Source organism: Klebsiella sp. PL-2018, assembly GCF_019048985.1.
Lineage (GTDB): Bacteria > Pseudomonadota > Gammaproteobacteria > Enterobacterales > Enterobacteriaceae > Klebsiella > Klebsiella michiganensis.
Map to the genome: position 1 here is coordinate 4148775 of NZ_CP077673.1, position 19349 is coordinate 4168123.

20 protein-coding genes are annotated in these 19349 nt (G+C 57.9%); 3 read left to right on the plus strand and 17 right to left on the minus strand.

The window, feature by feature from the left end; all coding sequences use genetic code 11:
* Positions 1-16: 16 nt before the first annotated feature.
* The 8 genes from cvpA to pdxB form a co-directional block, all read right to left on the minus strand.
* Complete coding sequence (gene cvpA / locus MKleb_RS19325; protein ID WP_004104143.1) at positions 17-505, minus strand: colicin V production protein; 489 nt, start codon at positions 503-505, stop codon at positions 17-19.
* A 199-nt stretch (positions 506-704) separates the two neighbouring features.
* The gene (dedD, locus tag MKleb_RS19330) at positions 705-1394 is read right to left on the minus strand and encodes a cell division protein DedD (protein WP_025106662.1); all 690 of its coding nucleotides are present in this window, start codon (positions 1392-1394) and stop codon (positions 705-707) included.
* Positions 1384-2652 carry a bifunctional tetrahydrofolate synthase/dihydrofolate synthase gene (gene folC / locus MKleb_RS19335; protein ID WP_025106661.1) on the minus strand — a complete coding sequence of 423 codons (1269 nt, stop codon included), beginning with the start codon at positions 2650-2652 and terminating at the stop codon, positions 1384-1386. Before folC ends, dedD begins: the two co-directional genes overlap by 11 nt.
* A gap of 72 nt (positions 2653-2724) precedes the next feature.
* The gene (gene accD / locus MKleb_RS19340) at positions 2725-3639 is read right to left on the minus strand and encodes an acetyl-CoA carboxylase, carboxyltransferase subunit beta (RefSeq protein WP_004870882.1); all 915 of its coding nucleotides are present in this window, start codon (positions 3637-3639) and stop codon (positions 2725-2727) included.
* A 194-nt stretch (positions 3640-3833) separates the two neighbouring features.
* Positions 3834-4493: a DedA family protein gene (locus MKleb_RS19345; RefSeq protein WP_217076074.1), complete on the minus strand. Its 660-nt coding sequence runs from the start codon at positions 4491-4493 to the stop codon at positions 3834-3836.
* 27 nt (positions 4494-4520) lie between these two features.
* Positions 4521-5333, minus strand: a complete 813-nt coding sequence (gene truA, locus MKleb_RS19350; RefSeq protein WP_009654666.1) for a tRNA pseudouridine(38-40) synthase TruA — start codon at positions 5331-5333, stop codon at positions 4521-4523.
* On the minus strand, positions 5333-6346 hold the full coding sequence (locus tag MKleb_RS19355; protein ID WP_025106660.1) for an aspartate-semialdehyde dehydrogenase: 1014 nt from the start codon (positions 6344-6346) through the stop codon (positions 5333-5335). Before MKleb_RS19355 ends, truA begins: the two co-directional genes overlap by 1 nt.
* A gap of 62 nt (positions 6347-6408) precedes the next feature.
* Positions 6409-7545 (minus strand): 4-phosphoerythronate dehydrogenase PdxB, encoded by a 1137-nt coding sequence (gene pdxB, locus MKleb_RS19360; protein WP_025106659.1) that lies wholly within the window; start codon positions 7543-7545, stop codon positions 6409-6411.
* Between the two features lie 123 nt (positions 7546-7668).
* On the opposite strand from pdxB, the gene flk reads away from it, so the two are divergent.
* Positions 7669-8628: a flagella biosynthesis regulator Flk gene (gene flk, locus MKleb_RS19365; RefSeq protein WP_025106658.1), complete on the plus strand. Its 960-nt coding sequence runs from the start codon at positions 7669-7671 to the stop codon at positions 8626-8628.
* 39 nt (positions 8629-8667) lie between these two features.
* On the opposite strand, the gene MKleb_RS19370 is transcribed toward flk, so the two are convergent.
* Both MKleb_RS19370 and fabB read right to left on the minus strand, forming a co-directional pair.
* Positions 8668-9843: an MFS transporter gene (locus MKleb_RS19370; RefSeq protein WP_014230275.1), complete on the minus strand. Its 1176-nt coding sequence runs from the start codon at positions 9841-9843 to the stop codon at positions 8668-8670.
* 204 nt (positions 9844-10047) lie between these two features.
* Positions 10048-11265 (minus strand): beta-ketoacyl-ACP synthase I, encoded by a 1218-nt coding sequence (gene fabB / locus MKleb_RS19375; protein WP_025106657.1) that lies wholly within the window; start codon positions 11263-11265, stop codon positions 10048-10050.
* A gap of 158 nt (positions 11266-11423) precedes the next feature.
* Between fabB and mnmC the strand changes: the two genes are divergently transcribed.
* On the plus strand, positions 11424-13412 hold the full coding sequence (gene mnmC, locus MKleb_RS19380) for a bifunctional tRNA (5-methylaminomethyl-2-thiouridine)(34)-methyltransferase MnmC2/FAD-dependent 5-carboxymethylaminomethyl-2-thiouridine(34) oxidoreductase MnmC1 (protein WP_025106656.1): 1989 nt from the start codon (positions 11424-11426) through the stop codon (positions 13410-13412).
* A gap of 54 nt (positions 13413-13466) precedes the next feature.
* Here the strand turns inward: mnmC and MKleb_RS19385 are convergent, their stop codons facing one another.
* Genes MKleb_RS19385 through prmB form a run of 6 tightly spaced genes read right to left on the minus strand, consistent with a single transcriptional unit; the run spans position 13467 to position 18017 of the window.
* Complete coding sequence (locus MKleb_RS19385) at positions 13467-13745, minus strand: YfcL family protein (RefSeq protein WP_217076076.1); 279 nt, start codon at positions 13743-13745, stop codon at positions 13467-13469.
* A 31-nt stretch (positions 13746-13776) separates the two neighbouring features.
* Positions 13777-14325 (minus strand): elongation factor P hydroxylase, encoded by a 549-nt coding sequence (locus MKleb_RS19390; protein ID WP_014230279.1) that lies wholly within the window; start codon positions 14323-14325, stop codon positions 13777-13779.
* Complete coding sequence (locus MKleb_RS19395) at positions 14325-15134, minus strand: sulfite exporter TauE/SafE family protein (RefSeq protein WP_014230280.1); 810 nt, start codon at positions 15132-15134, stop codon at positions 14325-14327. The genes MKleb_RS19390 and MKleb_RS19395 overlap by 1 nt, the downstream gene beginning before the upstream one ends.
* Positions 15134-15958 (minus strand): penicillin-insensitive murein endopeptidase, encoded by an 825-nt coding sequence (gene mepA, locus MKleb_RS19400; RefSeq protein WP_032750757.1) that lies wholly within the window; start codon positions 15956-15958, stop codon positions 15134-15136. Before mepA ends, MKleb_RS19395 begins: the two co-directional genes overlap by 1 nt.
* Complete coding sequence (aroC, locus tag MKleb_RS19405; RefSeq protein WP_014230282.1) at positions 15959-17047, minus strand: chorismate synthase; 1089 nt, start codon at positions 17045-17047, stop codon at positions 15959-15961.
* Between the two features lie 37 nt (positions 17048-17084).
* Complete coding sequence (gene prmB, locus MKleb_RS19410; RefSeq protein ID WP_009652591.1) at positions 17085-18017, minus strand: 50S ribosomal protein L3 N(5)-glutamine methyltransferase; 933 nt, start codon at positions 18015-18017, stop codon at positions 17085-17087.
* 167 nt (positions 18018-18184) lie between these two features.
* Between prmB and smrB the strand changes: the two genes are divergently transcribed.
* A complete protein-coding gene (gene smrB, locus MKleb_RS19415) occupies positions 18185-18736 on the plus strand; it encodes an endonuclease SmrB (RefSeq protein WP_004123257.1) in 552 nt (183 codons plus the stop codon).
* 20 nt (positions 18737-18756) lie between these two features.
* Here the strand turns inward: smrB and sixA are convergent, their stop codons facing one another.
* On the minus strand, positions 18757-19242 hold the full coding sequence (gene sixA, locus MKleb_RS19420) for a phosphohistidine phosphatase SixA (protein WP_014230284.1): 486 nt from the start codon (positions 19240-19242) through the stop codon (positions 18757-18759).
* Between the last annotated feature and the right edge of the window lie 107 nt (positions 19243-19349).

Consider the following 19349-nt stretch of genomic DNA (forward strand, 5'->3'; position numbering starts at 1 on the left):
AGCTACATCCCAACGCTTATGCTTTGGGCAAGAAACTTGACGAGCTCTGCAGATAGTCAAAGAACCATCTGATAACGAAACTGAACTGCGGGATAAGCTCAGACTTTTGCCAGTCTTCGCTTTTCGCCATACCGGTAAAGCTATCGAGAAAGAACAGAATCGCCGAGACGATTAGCACCCCGCGCAGGGCGCCAAAGCAGATCCCTAACACCCTGTCGGTTCCCGACAGGCCGGTTTTTTCCACCAGTTGACCTATCACAAAGTTAACGATAGCGCCGACGATAAGCGTTGCGATAAACAGTATCGCGATAGCAATCCCATTTCGGACCAGTTCGTCTTCAAAGCCCGTGAACCAGACAGCCAGGTAAGTGTAGTAATGACTGGCAACAAAGAAAGCGCATCCCCAGGTTACCAGCGATAAAGCTTCACGAACAAAGCCGCGGATCAGGCTAACCAGTGAGGAAAAACCAATCACCGCAATTATGGCGTAATCAATCCAGACCATATACGTCCCACGATTTTACGCCCTGTCGTCCGGTTCGGGGCGCATTCTAACAGAAAAAGAAAACGTTTGCGTAGGGATTTCCGTGCCCTACAGAAATAAAAATGGCGCTGAAAAAACATTCAACGCCATACTGCCTTTCGCCTCTTCAGGGCGCGTCAGACAGGGGTTTCAGCACTCTACTCCTTTAAAAAAGAGAGAGTTAGTTCGGGCTGTAGCCCATGACCACGCCGCTAAGTCCCGAAAGCTGCTTCAGCTCACCAAGCTGACCTTTCAGCTTATCCTTCGAGGTATCCGGCCCCACGAGAATACGGGTAATTTTACCCTGCACCGGCGTCGAAGGCGACGTGTAAACTTTAAAGCCGGAAGCGCGCAGCTTACCGACAATCTCGTTAACCTTATCGGCGTTCTTCAGCGCCCCAAGCTGCACCACATAGGCTTTACCGGTTGGCGCCGGAATTTCAGCCTGCTGCTGCGGTTTAGGGGGCGGCGTCTGCGCCGTAACCTGCTGCTGCTGTGGTTGCGGTTGCGGCTTCTCTACCGGCTTCGGCTGAGGTTTCGGCTGTGGTTTCGGTGCGACCACCGGCTCCTGCACCACATCAAAACTGTTGTTATTCACCGGTATCCGCGACGGATCCAGCGATGGCGCAGCGGCATCGCCGGCCCTCACCTCTTCCGCCGCCCCTTCAGGAGGCTGCGAAGGCAGCGCCTGGGTCGCCGCTGGCAGCATATCCGGCTCATCGCGATCCCCCGGTTTTGGCACCAGCGGAATGGCGGCAAACTCATCCTGATAATGTTTTTTCTGACCATCCAGCAGCCCTGGCAGGATAATCACCCCCAGCGCCACCAGCACAATCGTCCCGACTAAACGGTTCTGAAACTTACTCGCCACCGATTCTCCCCGCGTCTATTTCTTCCATTACATGCGCCACCGTATGGAATGAACCACACACCAGCACCGTATCTTCAGGCCCGGCGTCCGCCATCGCGGCATGCCACGCCTCAGCGACGCTAGTATAGACTTTACCTGTGCGCAAATGTTCCAGCAGCTGCTCCGCCGTGGCTCCGCGCGGACCTTCCAGCGGCGCGCAGTACCAGTCGTCAACTTCGGCCTGCAAATTTGCCAGCGTTCCTGCAATATCCTTGTCATGCAGCATACCAATAACCGCCAGCACGCGCCCCGTTTTCGATAAGGTTTTGAGACGCCCGGCGAGATAGGCCGCCGCATGCGGATTATGGGCAACATCCAGGATCGTCCGGGGAGCATCGCTGATTATCTGGAAACGCCCCGGCAGCATCGCGTTTTGAACGCCATCGCGCAACGCCTGCTCGCTTACCTTAAGCCCGCTGGCGCGCAAGGCCGCAATCGCCGTTGCCGCATTCGGCAGCGGGATCTGCGGCAGCGGCAGATCGCTTAACGCCCCCTGACGATCGCGGAAAGACCAGCCTTGTTCACTGGCGTCATACTGCCAGTCAACGTCACGGCGCAGGAGCCGCGCCCCTTTTTCGCTCGCCACCTCAGCGATGGTCAACGGCATATCGGGTTCGCCGACGACAGCCGGTTTACCAGGGCGGAAAATCCCCGCCTTTTCGCGACCGATGCTTTCGCGATCGGGCCCCAGCCAGTCGGTATGGTCGAGAGCAATACTGGTCACCACCGCCACGTCAGCATCGACGATATTGGTCGCATCCAGGCGGCCGCCCAGGCCCACCTCAAGAATCACCACATCCAGCCGCGCCTGCTGAAACAGCCACAGCGCGGAGAGGGTGCCAAACTCAAAATAGCTCAGGGAAATCTCGCCGCGCGCGGCTTCAATTTCGGCAAAAGAGGTCGTATGCGCGAGCTCCGCCAGCTCTTCGCCCTGCACCCGCACCCGCTCTGTGTAGCGCACCAGATGCGGCGAACTGTAAACGCCAACCTTATAGCCCGCCGCCATCAGCACCGACTCCAGGGTACGGCAGGTGGTGCCTTTGCCGTTGGTCCCCGCCACCGTAAAGACAAACGGCGCAGGTTTCATTACCGCCATCCGCTGCGCGACCTCGCTGACGCGCGCCAGCCCGAGATCGATAGTTTTGCTGTGCAGATGTTCCAGATAAGAAAGCCACGTAGCCAGGGGCGACGTGGCCTGAGGAATAGGTTGTTTTTCCATGATGTCCGGCAAGAGTTAGGATAACTACGCGTAAAAAAAAGGGCAGCGCCGTCAGGCCTGCCCTCTGCATTATCAGGCCTCTGGTTCCTGATCCGGCACCGGTGGCACCACCTCACCTTCGTGAGCGGGTTCCGGATTTGGCGCCGGAAGGTTCATCAGCTTCGCCAGAATGCTGGCCAGCTTCAGACGCATTTCCGGGCGGCGTACGATCATGTCGATCGCCCCTTTCTCAATCAGGAACTCGCTGCGCTGGAATCCCGGCGGCAGCTTCTCGCGAACGGTCTGCTCGATAACGCGGGGGCCGGCAAAGCCGATCAGCGCTTTTGGCTCAGCGATGTTGAGATCGCCCAGCATCGCAAAGCTCGCAGACACGCCGCCCATGGTTGGGTCGGTCAGCACGGAGATATACGGCAAGCCGCGCTCCTGCATTTTCGCCAGCGCAGCGGAGGTTTTCGCCATCTGCATCAGCGACATCAGCGCTTCCTGCATACGGGCGCCGCCGGATGCGGAGAAGCAAATCAGCGGGCAGTTGTCTTCCAGAGCCTGCTCAACCGCGCGAACAAAGCGCGCGCCGACCACGGAGCCCATCGACCCACCCATAAAGGAGAATTCGAAAGCGGCGGCAACAACCGGCATATCATGCAGGGTGCCTTTCATGACCACCAGCGCGTCTTTTTCGCCGGTCTCTTTCTGGGCGGACGCCAGACGGTCTTTATACTTTTTCGAATCGCGGAACTTCAGCACATCTTTCGGCTCGAGCTCGCTTCCCAGCTCCACGAGGGAACCTTCGTCCAGCAGGCTATGCAGGCGGTTGCGCGCCGACATACGCATGTGGTGATCGCACTTAGGGCAAACCTCCAGGTTGCGCTCCAGCTCTGCGCGGTACAATACCTGACCGCAGCTGTCGCACTTGGTCCATACACCTTCAGGGATACTTGCCTTACGGGTGGGGGTTATATTGCTTTTAATTCGTTCAATCCAGCTCATTGATAACCTTTCTACCTGAACCTGGTCGATGCCAGTTTTGTCGCAAGGGGCGCATAATGCCATTTTTGCCCCTCACAGACCATGAATGTTGCACATTAAATCATAACATCCCGTAACATGGGATAAAAAAGTGGTCGAACCGCTCACACTTCACTCTTCGGGCGGCGGCATACCGCCCGAAGATCGTCGCCGCGTTATTTCGCCTGTTTCGCCGCCGCCCGCTTGTGGCGGATGACTTCAATCACGCCCGGCAATACGGACAGGATGATAATCGCCACGATTAGCAGCTTAAGGTTTTCCTGGACGATCGGCAAATCGCCGAACAGATAACCCGCGTAGGTAAATAACAGTACCCACAGCAGCGCGCCAACAACGTTATACATCGCAAAATGACGATAGGACATATGCCCCATTCCCGCCACAAACGGCGCAAACGTTCTGACGATCGGCACGAAACGGGCCAGGATGATGGTCTTACCGCCGTGGCGTTCGTAGAAGCTATGGGTCTTATCCAGGTAGCTGCGGCGGAAAATTTTCGAATTGGGATTACTGAAGAGCTTTTCGCCAAACAGCCGGCCAATCGTGTAGTTCAAGGCATCGCCAACAATCGCGGCAATGACCATCAGCAGCACCATTAAATGCACGTTGAGATCGTTGGTCGGCAGCGCGGAGAGCGCGCCTGCCACAAACAGCAGCGAATCCCCCGGCAGGAACGGCGTGACCACCAGGCCGGTTTCGCAGAACAGAATCAAGAATAAAATCGCGTATACCCAAATGCCGTACTCCGCGACCAGCTCAGCCAGATGCACATCAATATGCAGGATAAAATCAATTAAAAAGTGAATCAGGTCCATAGTTTGCGTTAGCCCTTAATAACCCGGTTAGTCCGCCAGAAACAGCGGGCCCATCGGCATGACCGGGAGGTCGTAGTGGGCCGGGTAGTCCACCGACACCAGATACAATCCTTCCGCCTTTGCCGTTGCGGCGGCAAGCGTCCTGTCTTTTGCCGCCAGAAGTTCTGCAATCCAGCTCTCTGGCTGGTTACCGGCACCTACTTCCATCAGACTGCCGACAATGTTCCTTACCATATGATGTACAAAGGCATTCGCTTTGATGTCCACCACCACATATGCACCATAACGGGTGACGTTAATATGCATCACGTTGCGCCACGGCGTGCGCGACTGGCACTGTACCGCACGAAACGAGGTGAAATCATTCTCTCCCAGCAGACACTGAGCGGCGCGCTGCATCCGCTCTGCATCCAGCGGGAGGTAATAATGGGTTACGCCGCGGCTCAATACCGCCGGTCGCAGACGATGATTATAGATAACATAACGATAGCGACGCGCCGTGGCGCTGAAGCGGGCATGAAAATCCGGTGGAACCGGCTTTACCCAGCGCACCGCAATATCGCCGGGCAAATTCGCATTTACGCCCAGCGTCCATGCGGCATCCTGACGCTGCGCGCGGGTTTCAAAATGCACGACCTGACCGGTACCGTGAACGCCGGCATCCGTACGGCCCGCGCAAAAAACGTTAACAGGCTCGTTCGCTACCTGCGAGAGCGCCTTTTCCAGCTTCTCCTGTACGCTGCGGACTTCGTTCTGCCGCTGCCAGCCGTAGTACTTGCTGCCATCGTATTCGATGCCCAGCGCGATTTTGTAGACCGGCGGCTGCTCCATCTCAGACATCAGTACAAATACTCCTGAACCAGCTTCTCAGCGATTTTTACCGCCATCAGCGCGCCGCCAAAACGGACGTTATCGGCGACGGACCAGAACTGCACCTGCTCAGGCATACCGTAGTCGTTATGCACGCAGCCGACGGAGAGGCGGGCGTTACCGGAAGCATCGCCGACCTGCGTCGGGAACTCGCCCTCCTCGGACAGTTCGATATCTTCGCCAAGGCTAAAGGCATCGCGCGCCTCTTCGGCGGCCAGTGGACGCTGCGCTTCAAAACTCACCATCTGCGCATGGCCGTAAAACACCGGCGACTGAACGACGTTTGCGGAGATCATCAGGCCATCATCCTGCAGGATTTTGCGGACCTCATCGACGATACGGCGCTCTTCACGCACGCTTCCTTCACCATCGGGCAGCAGCGGCAGCATATTGAACGCCAGCTGACGACCGAAGAAATCATCTTCGTCGATCGGAATACCGTTAAGCAATTTGGCGCTCTGCCCCGCGAGGGCATCGACCGCTTTTTTACCGTGAGCGGAAGCGGAAAGCAGGCTGGTCACGCTGATACGCGCCAGGCCTCCCCGATCGATCAACGGTTTCAACGCCGACAGCAGCTGGCTGGTCAGGCTATTCGCGACCGAGATAACGTTGCGATTGCGGTAATCCGCCAGTACGAACGGGTTAACATCCGGCACCACCAGCGGCACATCCGGCTCCAGCGCAAACAGACCGCTTAAATCAATCACCAGGCAGCCCGCGTTAGTGGCGTCTTCGATATACGCGGCGGAGGCCTCTACACCGGCGGCAAAAAAGGCCAGCTGGGCCTGGGTCCAGTCAAATTCCGCCGCATCCTGAACGATAACCGACTTGCCCGAAAAACGCAGATGTTCACCGGCGCTATCGCTACGCGCCAGCGCATAAATATCCCCCACCGGGAACTGACGATCGGCAAGCGTTTCGAACAGGGCTTCGCCTACGGCGCCCGTTGCGCCCAGTACGGCAATATTCCAGCCTTCAGACATGGTGGTGTACTCCAGAAAAAAGCGGCCCTGCCGGATTATCCAGCAGGAGCATTAAGATGATATTAACGAACAGGATGATGAACGGCGTTAAAGCCCAGCTGGCGCAACAGCGTCGCCGCCTGCGCATCGCTGCACTGTACGTACAGCGAAGACCATTCACGGCGTTCCCGATAATTTTTGCGCAGTTTGTCGAACTCGCCCGCAGCGCCCGCGACTTTTCGCAGCGGCGCATCATCGCGGCGCACATCATACACCAAATGCGCCAGCCGTTTTAGCGTTGCCTGATCGAGCGGCCCGTGCAGCGTAATGCGGCCAAACTCCGGCGCCGGTAGCAACGTGTCCAGCGCCACCTGCTGTGGATGACCAATAAACGCGCTGTAGGCCTCAAAAACCTGCGTCGTACCGCGCGCTTTGCCTTCAAGGGTATAGCCGGCAATATGCGGCGTACCAATATCCACCCGCTTGAGCAATTCGGTATTCAGATCCGGCTCCGGCTCCCAGACATCCAGCACCACGCTTAATGCCTGCCCGGCCTGCAGCCGCTGCAGCAGCGCGGCGTTATCCACCACCGGACCACGGCAGGCGTTGATTAAAATCGTCCCCGGCTTCAGGCGGCGAATCAGCGCCTCATCCGCCAGGTGCAGCGTTTTGTACTGCCCTTCCTTATAGAGCGGGGTATGGAACGTCAAAATGTCCGCGTCCTGCACCAGCTCGTCAAGGGAGCGGAAATCCCCCTCGTCGCCGCGATCGGCGCGCGGCGGATCGCAGAGCAGCGTTTTGATTCCCAGCGCCTCAAGGCGTTTTTGCAGACGCCCGCCCACGTTGCCGACGCCCACGATCCCGACGGTACGGTCGGCCAGCGCAAAACCGTCACGCTCGGCCAGCATGAGCAGCGCGGAAAACACATATTCCACCACCGCGATAGCGTTGCAGCCCGGCGCCGCGGAAAAACCGATTCCCGCCTGCTGTAGCCACGCCTGATCGACATGATCGGTACCCGCCGTCGCGGTGCCAACAAATTTGATCGCTTTGCCAGAAAGTAGCGCTTCGTTAACTTTGGTGACGGATCGCACCATCAGCGCATCGGCGTCATTCAGCGCTTCAACCGGGACAGGGCGACCTGCAACGGCCTTCACTTCCCCCAGGCGGCTAAAAAGCTCGCGCGCATAGGGCATATTTTCATCAACGAGGATTTTCACGGTTCAGTACCTGTCTGAGAGCGAGAGTAAACCGGGGAAGTGTGCCATAATCTGCCCGCCAGGAACATCACCACCCGGCCCTTAGTACAGTAATTTAGTACAGCAATACGCAAAGGATTAATCATGACGCAACCCGTTTCAGGTATGTCCGATCGCCCTCCGGGCTCAGGCGAACCTCCGCTCACCACTCAGCAGCGTACCGCGCTTGAGCGGCTCATTACGCGCCTGGTGGCTTTAACATCCCAGCAAAATGCGGAAGTGTGGGCCTGCGTAAAACACGATCTGAGCCTGAAAAACGACGCGCCGCTGCTGGCAAGCCATTTTGCCGCCGCCGAGAACAGCCTGAACCAGCGCCTAATCCTCGCCCAGCAAAATCATCACCGTCGGCAAATCCTGGCGCAGCTGAGCGAGCTGCTGAATCAGGGCAACAATCGCCAGGCGGTCAGCGATTATATTCGTCAGCATGACGGTCAAACCGCCCTGCATGCCTTGTCCCAGCCGCAGCTGGAGAATGTTCTGCAGCTCCTGCAAAGCGGCCAGCTCTCGATTCCTCAGCCGCAGCAGCGCCCGCCAACGCATCGTCCGCTGCTGCCCGCGGAGCACAACACGCTCAATCAGCAGGTGACCAAACTCGCGGCGGCCACCGGCGAGTCCAGCAAGCTTATCTGGCAATCCATGCTGGAGCTAAGCGGCGTCAAGAGCGGAGAGCTGATCCCGGCGACCCACTTCACTCCCCTCTCGTACTGGCTACATGCCCGGCAAACGCTCAGTTCGCAGGCTGCACCGACGCTAACCTCGCTGCAGGCCGCATTAAAACAGCCGCTTGAAGCCGCGGAATGGCAAAGAGTGATGGATTTTGCCCAAACCCACTGGCACGCGACGGCGCAAACGCCGCTCAGCGCGGCGCAGTTGCTGACGCTGCTCAACAAAATTTTCGTGCTCAGGGTCGCCAGAGCCCAGGAGACGCTGGCGATCCCGCCGGTTCAGGCGCCTCCCGCCTCACCGTGGCTGGTATTGAAAAAACCGTGGGTTATCGCGCTGGCAGCTATCGTGGTGCTTGCCCTGCTGTGGCTGGTGATTTAAGGAGATATCATCGGCCCGCATGCCGGGCCGAATGAAGCGCTACTTACGCAGCGACACCAGGCTAACCAGGATCCCCAGCACGGCGCATATTGCCGCGGCCAGGAAGACGGAAGAGTAGCCTAACGACGTCGCCAGCAGCCCGGTAAGCGGGCCGGTGACGCCGTAAGAGATATCCTGAAACGCGGCATAGCCGCCAAGCGCCGTTCCTCGTACCTGCGGCGGTACCCGCTTCACGACCTCGACGCCCAGCGCCGGGAAGATAAGCGAGCATCCGCAGCCGGTGAGCGCCGCCCCCGCCAGCGCGATCCAGGCATTGGGCGCCTGCCAGAGCAGCGCTAGGCCTATCGCTTCAATCAGCAGCGAAACGATGGCCACTTTCACCCCACCGAAGCGGTCCGGCATCCAGCCAAACAGTACGCGCATCAGGACAAACGCCCCGCCAAACGCGGTCAGCGTAAAACCGGCCATCGCCCAGCCGTTGCTGGCGAAATACAAAGAGACAAATGTGCCAATTACCGCGAAGCCGACGCCCTGAAGGCCAAGACCGATACCGGGCCGCCAGATCATTCCCACCACGCTCCACAGCGACGGCCGCTCGCCGCCGTGAGCAGGAATTTTACGCACCGTGCCGTTAATCGCCCAGGCCACTAACGGCAGCACCATGGTGACGCAGGCCAGCGCCGCGACGCCGTAATGGCTGTAGATCAGCAGCCCCAGCGGCGCCCCGGCCGCCAGAGAGCCGTATATCGCCATACCGTTCCACGACATGACTTTACCGGAGCGCATGGGCCCCACCAGCCCCATCCCCCAGCTTAAATTACCGGTGAGCAGCTGGCTTTCACCAAAACCCAGGATCAGACGGCCAAGCACCAGCAGGCCAAACTTCGCCATGACCGGCACCGGCAGCAGCGCGGCGCACAGCCAGGCGCCCCCCGCCAGCGCGCAGGCCAACATCCCCTGCAGGACAGAGCGTTTGGCGCCGTACTGATCGGCAAGGCGGCCGGCATAGCCGCGGGTTAATACGGTCGCCAGAAACTGGATACCGACGGCGACGCCAACCATGGTATTGCCAAATCCCAGTTCCTGATGGACAAACAAAGGGATAACCGGTAGCGGCAGGCCGACGGTCATATAGGTGAGAAAAACGGCGAACGTGATCCGAAACAGCGAACCATTCGCTGAAGGAGTGCGTTTTGTTTCAGTGACTGCGGACATGCTTTACTCCAGTTCGCAGAGTAAGGCGAGGTGAGACCACGCCCTCTCCACCTGATTATCAGGGTTAAGGCGCGTTGGATGACGTTAAACGCTTACGCATTATCTGAGAGAATAATGTTGTGCCAGGAGTTTGCCTTTTCTCCCGGGGGTCTGTCAAGAATACAAAAAAGGGAGCCCGTTGGCTCCCCTTGTAAAGCGTGTTCGTTATGCGCGGTATTTGCGCATGACCAGCGTGGCGTTAGTCCCGCCAAAGCCGAAGCTGTTAGACATCACGGTCGTCAGCGCGCGTTCGGTCGGCTCGGTCACGATATTCAGGCCGGCTGCCTGCTCGTCCATCTCTTCGATGTTGATGCTCGGCGCAATAAAGCCGTGTTCCAGCATCAGCAGAGAGTAGATAGCTTCCTGTACGCCAGCGGCGCCCAGGGAGTGGCCGGTCATCGCTTTGGTCGCGGAGATCGCCGGGCTGTTATCACCGAAGACTTCACGAATCGCCCCCAGCTCCTTCACATCGCCTACCGGAGTAGAAGTACCGTGGGAGTTCAGGTAGTCAATCGGCGTATCAACGCCGTCCATCGCCATCTTCATGCAGCGAACCGCGCCTTCACCGGACGGGGCAACCATGTCTGCGCCATCGGACGTTGCGCCGTAGCCAACGATTTCAGCATAGATGTGCGCGCCGCGCGCCAGAGCATGTTCCAGCTCTTCAACCACAACCATACCGCCGCCGCCCGCGATAACGAAACCATCACGGTGGGTGTCATAGGTACGAGACGCTTTTTCTGGCGTTTCGTTGTATTTGGTGGACAGCGCGCCCATCGCGTCGAATTCACACGCCATTTCCCAGCACAGCTCTTCGCCGCCGCCGGCAAACACGATGTCCTGTTTGCCCAGCTGGATTTGTTCAACAGCGTTACCGATGCAGTGGGCGGAAGTCGCACAGGCGGAGCTGATGGAGTAGTTCACGCCGTAGATTTTGAACGGTGTTGCAAGGCAAGCGGATACCGCGGACGCCATCGCTTTGGTCACCACGTAGGGGCCAACCGCTTTCAGACCGCGCGGGCTACGCATTGCATCAGCGCCGAAAACCTGAGATTTAGAAGAACCGCCAGAACCGGCAATCAGGCCCACGCGCGGGTTTTGCTGATAGACTTCCTCTTTCAGGCCAGCATCTTCAATTGCCTGCTGCATGGAAAGATAGGAATAGATAGAGGCATCGTTCATGAAACGAACCACTTTACGGTCGATCAAGCCGGTGGTGTCCAGTTTGACGTTGCCCCATACGTGGCTGCGCATTCCTGAATCTTTAAACTCTTCAGAGAAAGTGATCCCGGAGCGTCCTTCACGCAGAGATGCCAGGACTTCCTGCTGGTTATTACCAATACTGGAAACGATGCCCAGGCCAGTAATCACTGCACGTTTCATTCAATACCTCTGTAAGTCGCACTATATTAAGTTTCGAGTCGCACAATAGCGTACACTTGTACGCCGAACAAGTCCGATCAGCCAATTTGTGTATAAATTTGCGCCCTCAGGCACACATCGTTAAGATCGTTCTACGCCTTGTGATTCGAGTAACTTACGTGAAACAAAACGCCATACAACCCGCCAACCTGGAATTCAACGCTGAGGGTACACCTGTTTCCCGAGATTTTGACGATGTCTACTTTTCCAATGACAACGGTCTGGAAGAGACGCGCTACGTTTTCCTCGACGGAAACCAGCTCAAGGAACGCTTCCCTGAGCATGCACGTCCGTTCTTTGTGGTTGCCGAAAGCGGGTTCGGTACCGGCCTGAATTTCCTCACGCTGTGGCAGGCGTTTGACGTTTTTCACCGCGATAATCCAGAAGCTACCCTGCAAAGATTACATTTCATCAGTTTCGAAAAATTTCCGCTGAAAGCGGAGGACCTGCGCCTTGCCCACCAGCGCTGGCCGGAGCTTGCAACCTGGGCCGAGCAGCTGCAGGCGCAGTGGCCTCTGCCCATCGCGGGCTGCCATCGTCTGCTGCTGGATGAAGGGCGGGTCACGCTGGATTTGTGGTTTGGCGATATTAATGAACTGACCAACGAGCTCGATGATTCGCTTAATCAGCAGGTGGACGCCTGGTTTCTTGATGGCTTTGCCCCGGCAAAAAACCCGGACATGTGGACGGCGGAGCTGTTTGCGGCGATGGCTCGTCTGGCAAGACCCGGCGGTACCCTGGCCACCTTCACCTCCGCCGGCTTTGTGCGCCGCGGCCTGCAGGAGGCCGGTTTCAGCATGCAGAAGCGCAAGGGTTTTGGCCGCAAGCGCGAAATGCTGACCGGCGAAATGCGTGAAACGCCGGAGATCCCCGCGCGCGCGCCGTGGTTTGCCCGCAGCGGTACGGAACAGCGCGATGCCGCGATTATCGGCGGGGGGATCGCCAGCGCCCTGCTCGCGCTGGCGCTGCTGCGCCGCGGATGGCAGGTAACGTTATACTGCGCCGACAGCGCGCCGGCTGAAGGCGCATCCGGAAACCGCCAGGGCGCGCTCTATCCGCTGCTCAGCCAGCACGATCCCGCCCTGGCCCGCTTCTTCCCGGCGGCATTTACTTTCGCCCGCCGCGTGTATGACGCTCTGCCGGTGATGTTCGATCATGACTGGTGCGGCGTGACGCAGCTGGGCTGGGATACGAAAAGCGCGCAGAAAATCGCCCAGATGATTGCGCTTAACCTGCCGCCGGAAATCGCCGTCGCCGTGGACGCCCGAACCACTGCGCAACAAACCGGTGTGGAAACCGGCTGCGGGGGCATCGCCTATCCTGCCGGCGGCTGGCTTTGTCCGCAGCAGTTAACCGCTGAACTGCTGGCCCTCGCCGCCACTCGCGGATTGCACGTGCGCTACGATTATCCGGTCACGGAGCTCAGCGCAGACAACAACGGCTGGCAATTAAACCAGCGGCAGTACCACGAGGTCGTGGTGCTGGCCAACGGCCATCAGCTGACCCGCTTTAGCCAGACGGAGCATCTTCCCATGTATCCGGTTGCCGGTCAGGTTAGCCATATTCCGACGACGCCAGGGCTATCGAAATTGCGCCAGGTCCTGTGCTACAACGGCTACCTGACGCCGCAAAACCCGCATAATCAGCAACACTGCATTGGCGCAAGCTACCACCGCGGACAGGCAGAGGCCGCGTTTAGCGCCGAGGATCAGCAGCAGAATCGCCAGCGCCTGATTGACTGTTTCCCGCAGGCGGAATGGACGCGGGAGGTAGACGTGAGCGCTAATCAGGCCCGCAGCGGCGTGCGCTGCGCAACCCGCGATCATTTGCCGATGGTCGGCAGCGTGCCTGATTATGAGGCCACCTTACGCGAATATGCCTCGCTGGCTGAACGTCAGGAGCAGGCCGGAGAAGCGCCGGTTTACCGCAACCTGTATATGCTAGGCGCGCTGGGCTCGCGCGGCCTGTGCTCCGCGCCGCTGGCGGCTGAAATTCTGGCGTCGCAAATGAGCAATGAGCCATTACCCATGGATAAAGAAACGCTGGCGGCGCTGAATCCTAACCGGCTGTGGGTAAGAAAACTGCTGAAAGGGAAAGCGGTGAAATAATTGCGGGAAATAGAGCCCGGCTTAGCGAATGCCGGGCTTTGGCGGAGGGCAGAACTATTTCTGCATCGCCTTCTGGTACAAACTGTTCCACATTTCCTGCACCAGAACCTGATCCGGCGGCGACAGTTCGCCCGCGCAGATGGCTTTTTCCAGGCTCCGGGATACCTTGTCATGTACCGCTTGCGCAGTATGCTCGCCCTCTCCTTCCAGCTCGGCCACCGCCAGCGTCAGGTGGCCGCGCAGATAACCGCCGGCAAACAGTTCGTCATCACTGGCGTGGTCGACCATATCATCAATTAACGCCAGAATGCGTGATTCAAACTCCGCGATCATCTTCTTTCCTCATAGTATGTAAAGTGTGGCCTTAGTGCAGGTCTTCCGGCCACGGGAACTGTTCTGCCGTCAAGGGCGGCGTTTGGTAATATTCTTGCAGCGCCTGAATGAAACGCGCGGGACGCTCAGGGATCCCCTGCTCCAGATAGGTCATCACCTGGGCATGCACGCGCCGCTGAAAAGCGATCCGGTCGGGCTCAAAATCCCCTTCCAGGTTGTCGCAGCTGACGTTAAATGGATATCCCGCCGCCACGCAAAACAGCCAGTCAAACGCCTGAGGCTTCACCTCAACGTCTTCAAATTGAGACTGGGTCATCGCGTCGCGACCGTCCGGACAGTACCAGTAACCGAAATCTACCAGCTCACGTCGCGCCTTCCCGGCAATGCACCAGTGCGATATCTCGTGCAGTCCGCTGGCGTAAAAGCCGTGGGCAAAGACGATACGGTTGTAAGGCACGTCATCATCTGCCGGAAGATAGATCGGTTCGTCATCGCCTTTAATCAGACGGGTATTAAAATCTTCAGCAAAACAGCCGTCGAAAATTTCGATCAGCTGTTCATATTTATGCGTGCTGTTCATTAGTTCATCCCCAGCCACTGGAGGAACTCCTGTCCATGGCTGTCATAAAGCAGTTTTGCACTCATCACCGCCGACACCACGACGATCATCGGTCGAATCAGTGACTGTCCTTTGCTCAGCACCAGCCGCGATCCCGCGCGGGCGCCGATAAATTGCCCGGCCAGCATCACAAAGCCGGTAGCCCATATCACCTTGCCGCCAATAATAAACAACAGCAGGCCGCCAACGTTAGACGTCGCGTTAAGCAATTTTGCATGCGCGGTCGATTTCGCCAGATTGAACCCCGCGAGGGTGACGAAAGCCAGCGCGTAAAAAGATCCGGCGCCCGGACCAAAGAAACCGTCGTAAAAACCGACGCAGCCACCAGCCACCAGGGCAAACGGCAGACCATACAGACGTCGCTGCCGGTCCTCTTCGCCGAGCTTCGGCATCAGCAGAAAATAGAGGCCAATGCCGATAACCAGGATTGGCAGTATCTGCTTGAGAATATCGGACTGGACGTGCTGGACCAGCAGCGCGCCGCCCGTCGAGCCGAGAAAGGTCATCAGAATATTGAGCTTCTGGTCGGCCAGATTCACCACCTTGCGGCGGATGAAATAAAGCGAGGCGGACAGCGACCCGCCGCAGGCCTGCAGCTTATTCGTTGCCAGCGCCTGCGCAGGGGGAAGACCCGCCGCCATCAGGGCCGGGACGGTCAATAACCCGCCGCCGCCCGCCAGTGAATCGATAAATCCCGCCAGAATGGCCACGAAAAACAGTACGACCAGTACCGTCGGTGACACCATAAAAACGTCGATAAAACTATCCATTAAAGAATATGCTCATCCAGTAGCGCCTGGCAGGAAGGCGGCAGCGGAGGCGGCGTCTTCTTCACAGGAGGGGTTGATCCTGGCTTAGGGGGTTCAAACCAGCTTTGCAATTCCGCACCGCAGCCATCGCCCGCCGGAGGCGGGGCCTGGTCTTCACACTCGAGGCTGCCGGCCGGGCAGCGCAGGCGCACGTGCATATGCGCTCGGTGCTGGAACCATGGGCGAACTTTGCGTAGCCAGTCGCGATCGCTACCGGCATCCAGGCACAGCTGCTGCTTAATCGCCGGGTTGACGAAAATACGCGTAACGTCGCTATCTTGCGCCGCCATCTTAATCAGCTGGCTGATTTGCGGGCTCCACAGCGACGGCACTACGCGTTTGCCGTCGCGGGCCACCAGGTCCAGCGCCTGCGGCTTCAGCAGCTGAGCTGAACTCCAGCGCGCCTGCGGCAGCTGAAGAAAAATATCGACGTCCAGTCCGGACTGATGGCTGGCGTGGCCGCCGTTAAAGCGTCCACCGGCCGGCATACCCATGTCGCCAATCAGCACCGTTCCCATGCCTTTATTGTGCGCCTGATTGCTCAGACGCTGAATAAACTGCACGAGGTCCGGATGGCCGAAGTAGCGGTTCTGATCGGTACGCATCACCTGATAGCCGGTGGCGTTTAACGGCAGCGCCTGCGCGCCAACGATACAGCCATTGGCAAACGCGCCAATGGACTGCGGGCTGCCGCTAACGGGCTGCGTAATTTTCTGCCACGGCGTCGCCGCCAGGCTGGTACCGCTGGCGAGGAGCGCCAGCAGTGCGATAACGGTGTTTTTCATCTATGACCAGCGTGGAATTGATGTCGTCACGTCGCCATTTTGCGCGCGCTGACGCATAAAGTGATCCATTAACACGATCGCCAGCATCGCTTCGGCAATAGGTACCGCACGAATACCGACGCAAGGATCGTGACGCCCTTTGGTGATCATCTCAACTTCTTCGCCAAAGCGATTGATCGTGTGACCCGGGACGGTGATGCTGGAGGTCGGCTTCAGCGCGATATTCGCCACGATCTGCTGACCGCTGCTAATGCCGCCGAGAATGCCGCCCGCGTGGTTGCTCTGGAAGCCCGCTTTGGTAATTTCATCGCGGTTTTCGCTGCCGCGCAGCTTCACCACCTCAAAACCATCGCCAATTTCCACGCCCTTCACCGCATTGATGCTCATCAGCGCGTGCGCGATATCGGCATCGAGACGGTCGAATACCGGCTCGCCCAGTCCCGGCGGTACGCCATCGGCCACCACGGTGACCTTCGCCCCGATGGAGTCGCCCTCTTTTTTCAGGCCGCGCATCAGTTCATCAAGCGCTTCGATTTTGTCCGGATCCGGGCAGAAGAACGGGTTCTGCTCTACCTGATCCCACGCTTTTATCGCCAGCGGGATATCGCCCATCTGGGTCAGGCAACCGCGAATCACAATACCAAATTTCGCGGCGAGGAATTTCTTGGCAATCGCCCCTGCGGCCACGCGCATGGCGGTTTCACGCGCAGAGGAACGACCGCCGCCGCGATAGTCGCGCAGGCCATATTTCTGCTCGTAGGTGTAGTCAGCGTGTCCCGGGCGGAAAACGTCCTTAATGGCGCCGTAGTCCTGAGAACGCTGGTCGGTATTCTCAATCAGCAGGCCAATGCTGGTCCCGGTGGTCACCCCCTCGAATACGCCGGAAAGGATCTTCACCTGGTCCGGCTCGCGGCGCTGGGTGGTATAGCGTGAGGTTCCCGGACGACGGCGATCGAGATCGTGCTGGAGATCGGCTTCGGTTAGCGGAATGCCTGGCGGCACGCCGTCAACGATGCAGCCCAGCGCCAGGCCATGCGACTCGCCGAACGTCGTGACGCGAAAGAGTTGTCCAATTGTGTTTCCTGCCATCACGGCTCCGTTTTTGTCGTTATGTTTGCGTGTTGTTTTAGTCTTTATAAATACCGAAATGCGCGCGGGCGGCAATCAGCTGCGGTTTAGTCAGCATAAAGACGCCATCGCCGCCGTTTTCAAACTCCAGCCAGGTAAATGGCACGTCAGGATATTGCTCCATCAGATGTACCATGCTGTTACCGACTTCACAAATCAGGATACCGTCATCGCTGAGATAATCCGGCGCGCAGGCGAGGATCCGGCGGGTTAACTTCAGACCATCGCTACCGGAAGCCAGCCCCAGGACCGGTTCATGGCGATATTCACCCGGCAGGTCGGACATATCTTCTTCATCGACGTACGGCGGATTGGTCACGATCAGATCGTATTGCACCTTCGGCAGATCGCGGAACAGATCGGAGCGAATCGGCGTAACGTTATGAATTAAGCCGTGATCTTCCACGTTCTGCTCGGTAACGGCCAGCGCGTCAGGGGAAATATCCACCGCATCGACTTCCGCTTCCGGGAAAGCGTAAGCGCAGGCGATAGCGATACAGCCGCTGCCGGTGCACATATCAAGGATGTGCTGCGGATAGTGGTCAATCAGGCCGGAAAAATGGTTGTTAATGAGTTCGCCAATCGGCGAGCGCGGTACCAGCACGCGTTCATCGACGTAAAACTCATGGCCGCAGAACCAGGCTTTGTTGGTCAAATAAGCGACCGGAATGCGCTCGTTAATACGACGAATGACGCGCTCAACGATGCGATGTTTTTCGCTGGAAGTCAGACGCGCGGTACGCATATCTTCCGGAATATCAAGCGGCAGATACAGTGAAGGCATCACCAGCTGTACGGCTTCATCCCACGGGTTATCGGTGCCGTGTCCGTACCAGATATTTGCAGCGCTGAAGCGGCTTACCGCCCAACGCAGCATGTCCTGAATGGTATGAAGCTCATTAACGGCTTCATCAACAAAAATTTTATCCACGCTATCCCCCAGGGCACGCTCTGCTATAAATTCGGCGGCTAGTTTGCCACGAAGACGGGGATAAATCAGCATTCTTACGTCAGGCTGAGGGGGAAAAATAGGTTTTCCTTGCCTGGATGCGTGGCGAGTCGGGTAAACTACCGGCAAAGAAAAAATGAGATCAGGTAATGAAAAAGAAAACATCGCTAAGCGAGGAGGATCAGGCATTGTTCCGGCAGCTGATGACCGGCACGCGTCAGATTAAGCAGGACACCATCGTTCATCGCCCGCAGCGTAAAAAAATCGCTGAAGTACCACCCAAGCGGCTGCTCCAGGAGCAGGCGGATAACAGTCACTATTTTTCCGATGAGTTTCAGCCGCTGCTGAATACCGAAGGGTCGGTTAAGTATGTGCGCTCGGACGTCAGCCATTTTGAGCTGAAAAAACTGCGTCGGGGTGATTATTCGCCGGAGCTGTTTCTCGACCTGCACGGTTTAACCCAGCAGCAGGCCAAGCAGGAACTGGGAGCCTTGATTGCCGCCTGCCGTCGCGAGCACGTATTCTGCGCCTGCGTGATGCACGGGCATGGAAAGCATATTCTCAAACAGCAAACGCCGCTGTGGCTGGCCCAGCACCCGCATATTATGGCGTTTCATCAGGCACCAAAAGAGTACGGCGGAGACGCCGCACTGCTGGTTCTGATTGAAGTTGAAGAGTGGCAACCGCCGGAGCTTCCGTAAACGTCAGCCCCGGGAGGGAATCAGATAGCCTTCGCCATCTTCAAATTGCAGGGGCTCATTTGCCAGTTGAATTCGCCTTTGCCGCTGGCATCAAGCGTGACGCAGGCAATCGCCGAAGTGGTGAACATCGGGGGAGTTTCCCCCGGGCACAGCTCTGAGACGAGGTACCCCACCAGAGGGAGGTGAGACACGACCAGCGCCGTCGCCACACCTTCATTCGCCAGCGCCTGCAGATAAGCGCTAACCATGCCAACGTCGCCGCACGGCGTGAGTTCCGGCATCACGTCGACATCTTTTGGCAGATTCATGCACTCCCCAACAATTTCCAGCGTCTGTTCTGCACGCAGGTAGGGACTCACAAGAACCCGCTCAATATCCACTTTTTGACCTTTCAGCCAGGTAGCCATCTGACGAGACTCATCGCAACCGCAGACGGTTAATGGACGAACCGAGTCACTGGCTGCATCGAGGGCAGCGTCGCCGTGACGCATGATAAAAACTTGCATATTGCACCGCTTTTGTTAACCAGAAGCACCGCGGTCTTACCCACGTAGACGATACGCAGGTGACCCGGTGGCCGGGCATTGTGCCTGATCCATTCAACGAATGAAAC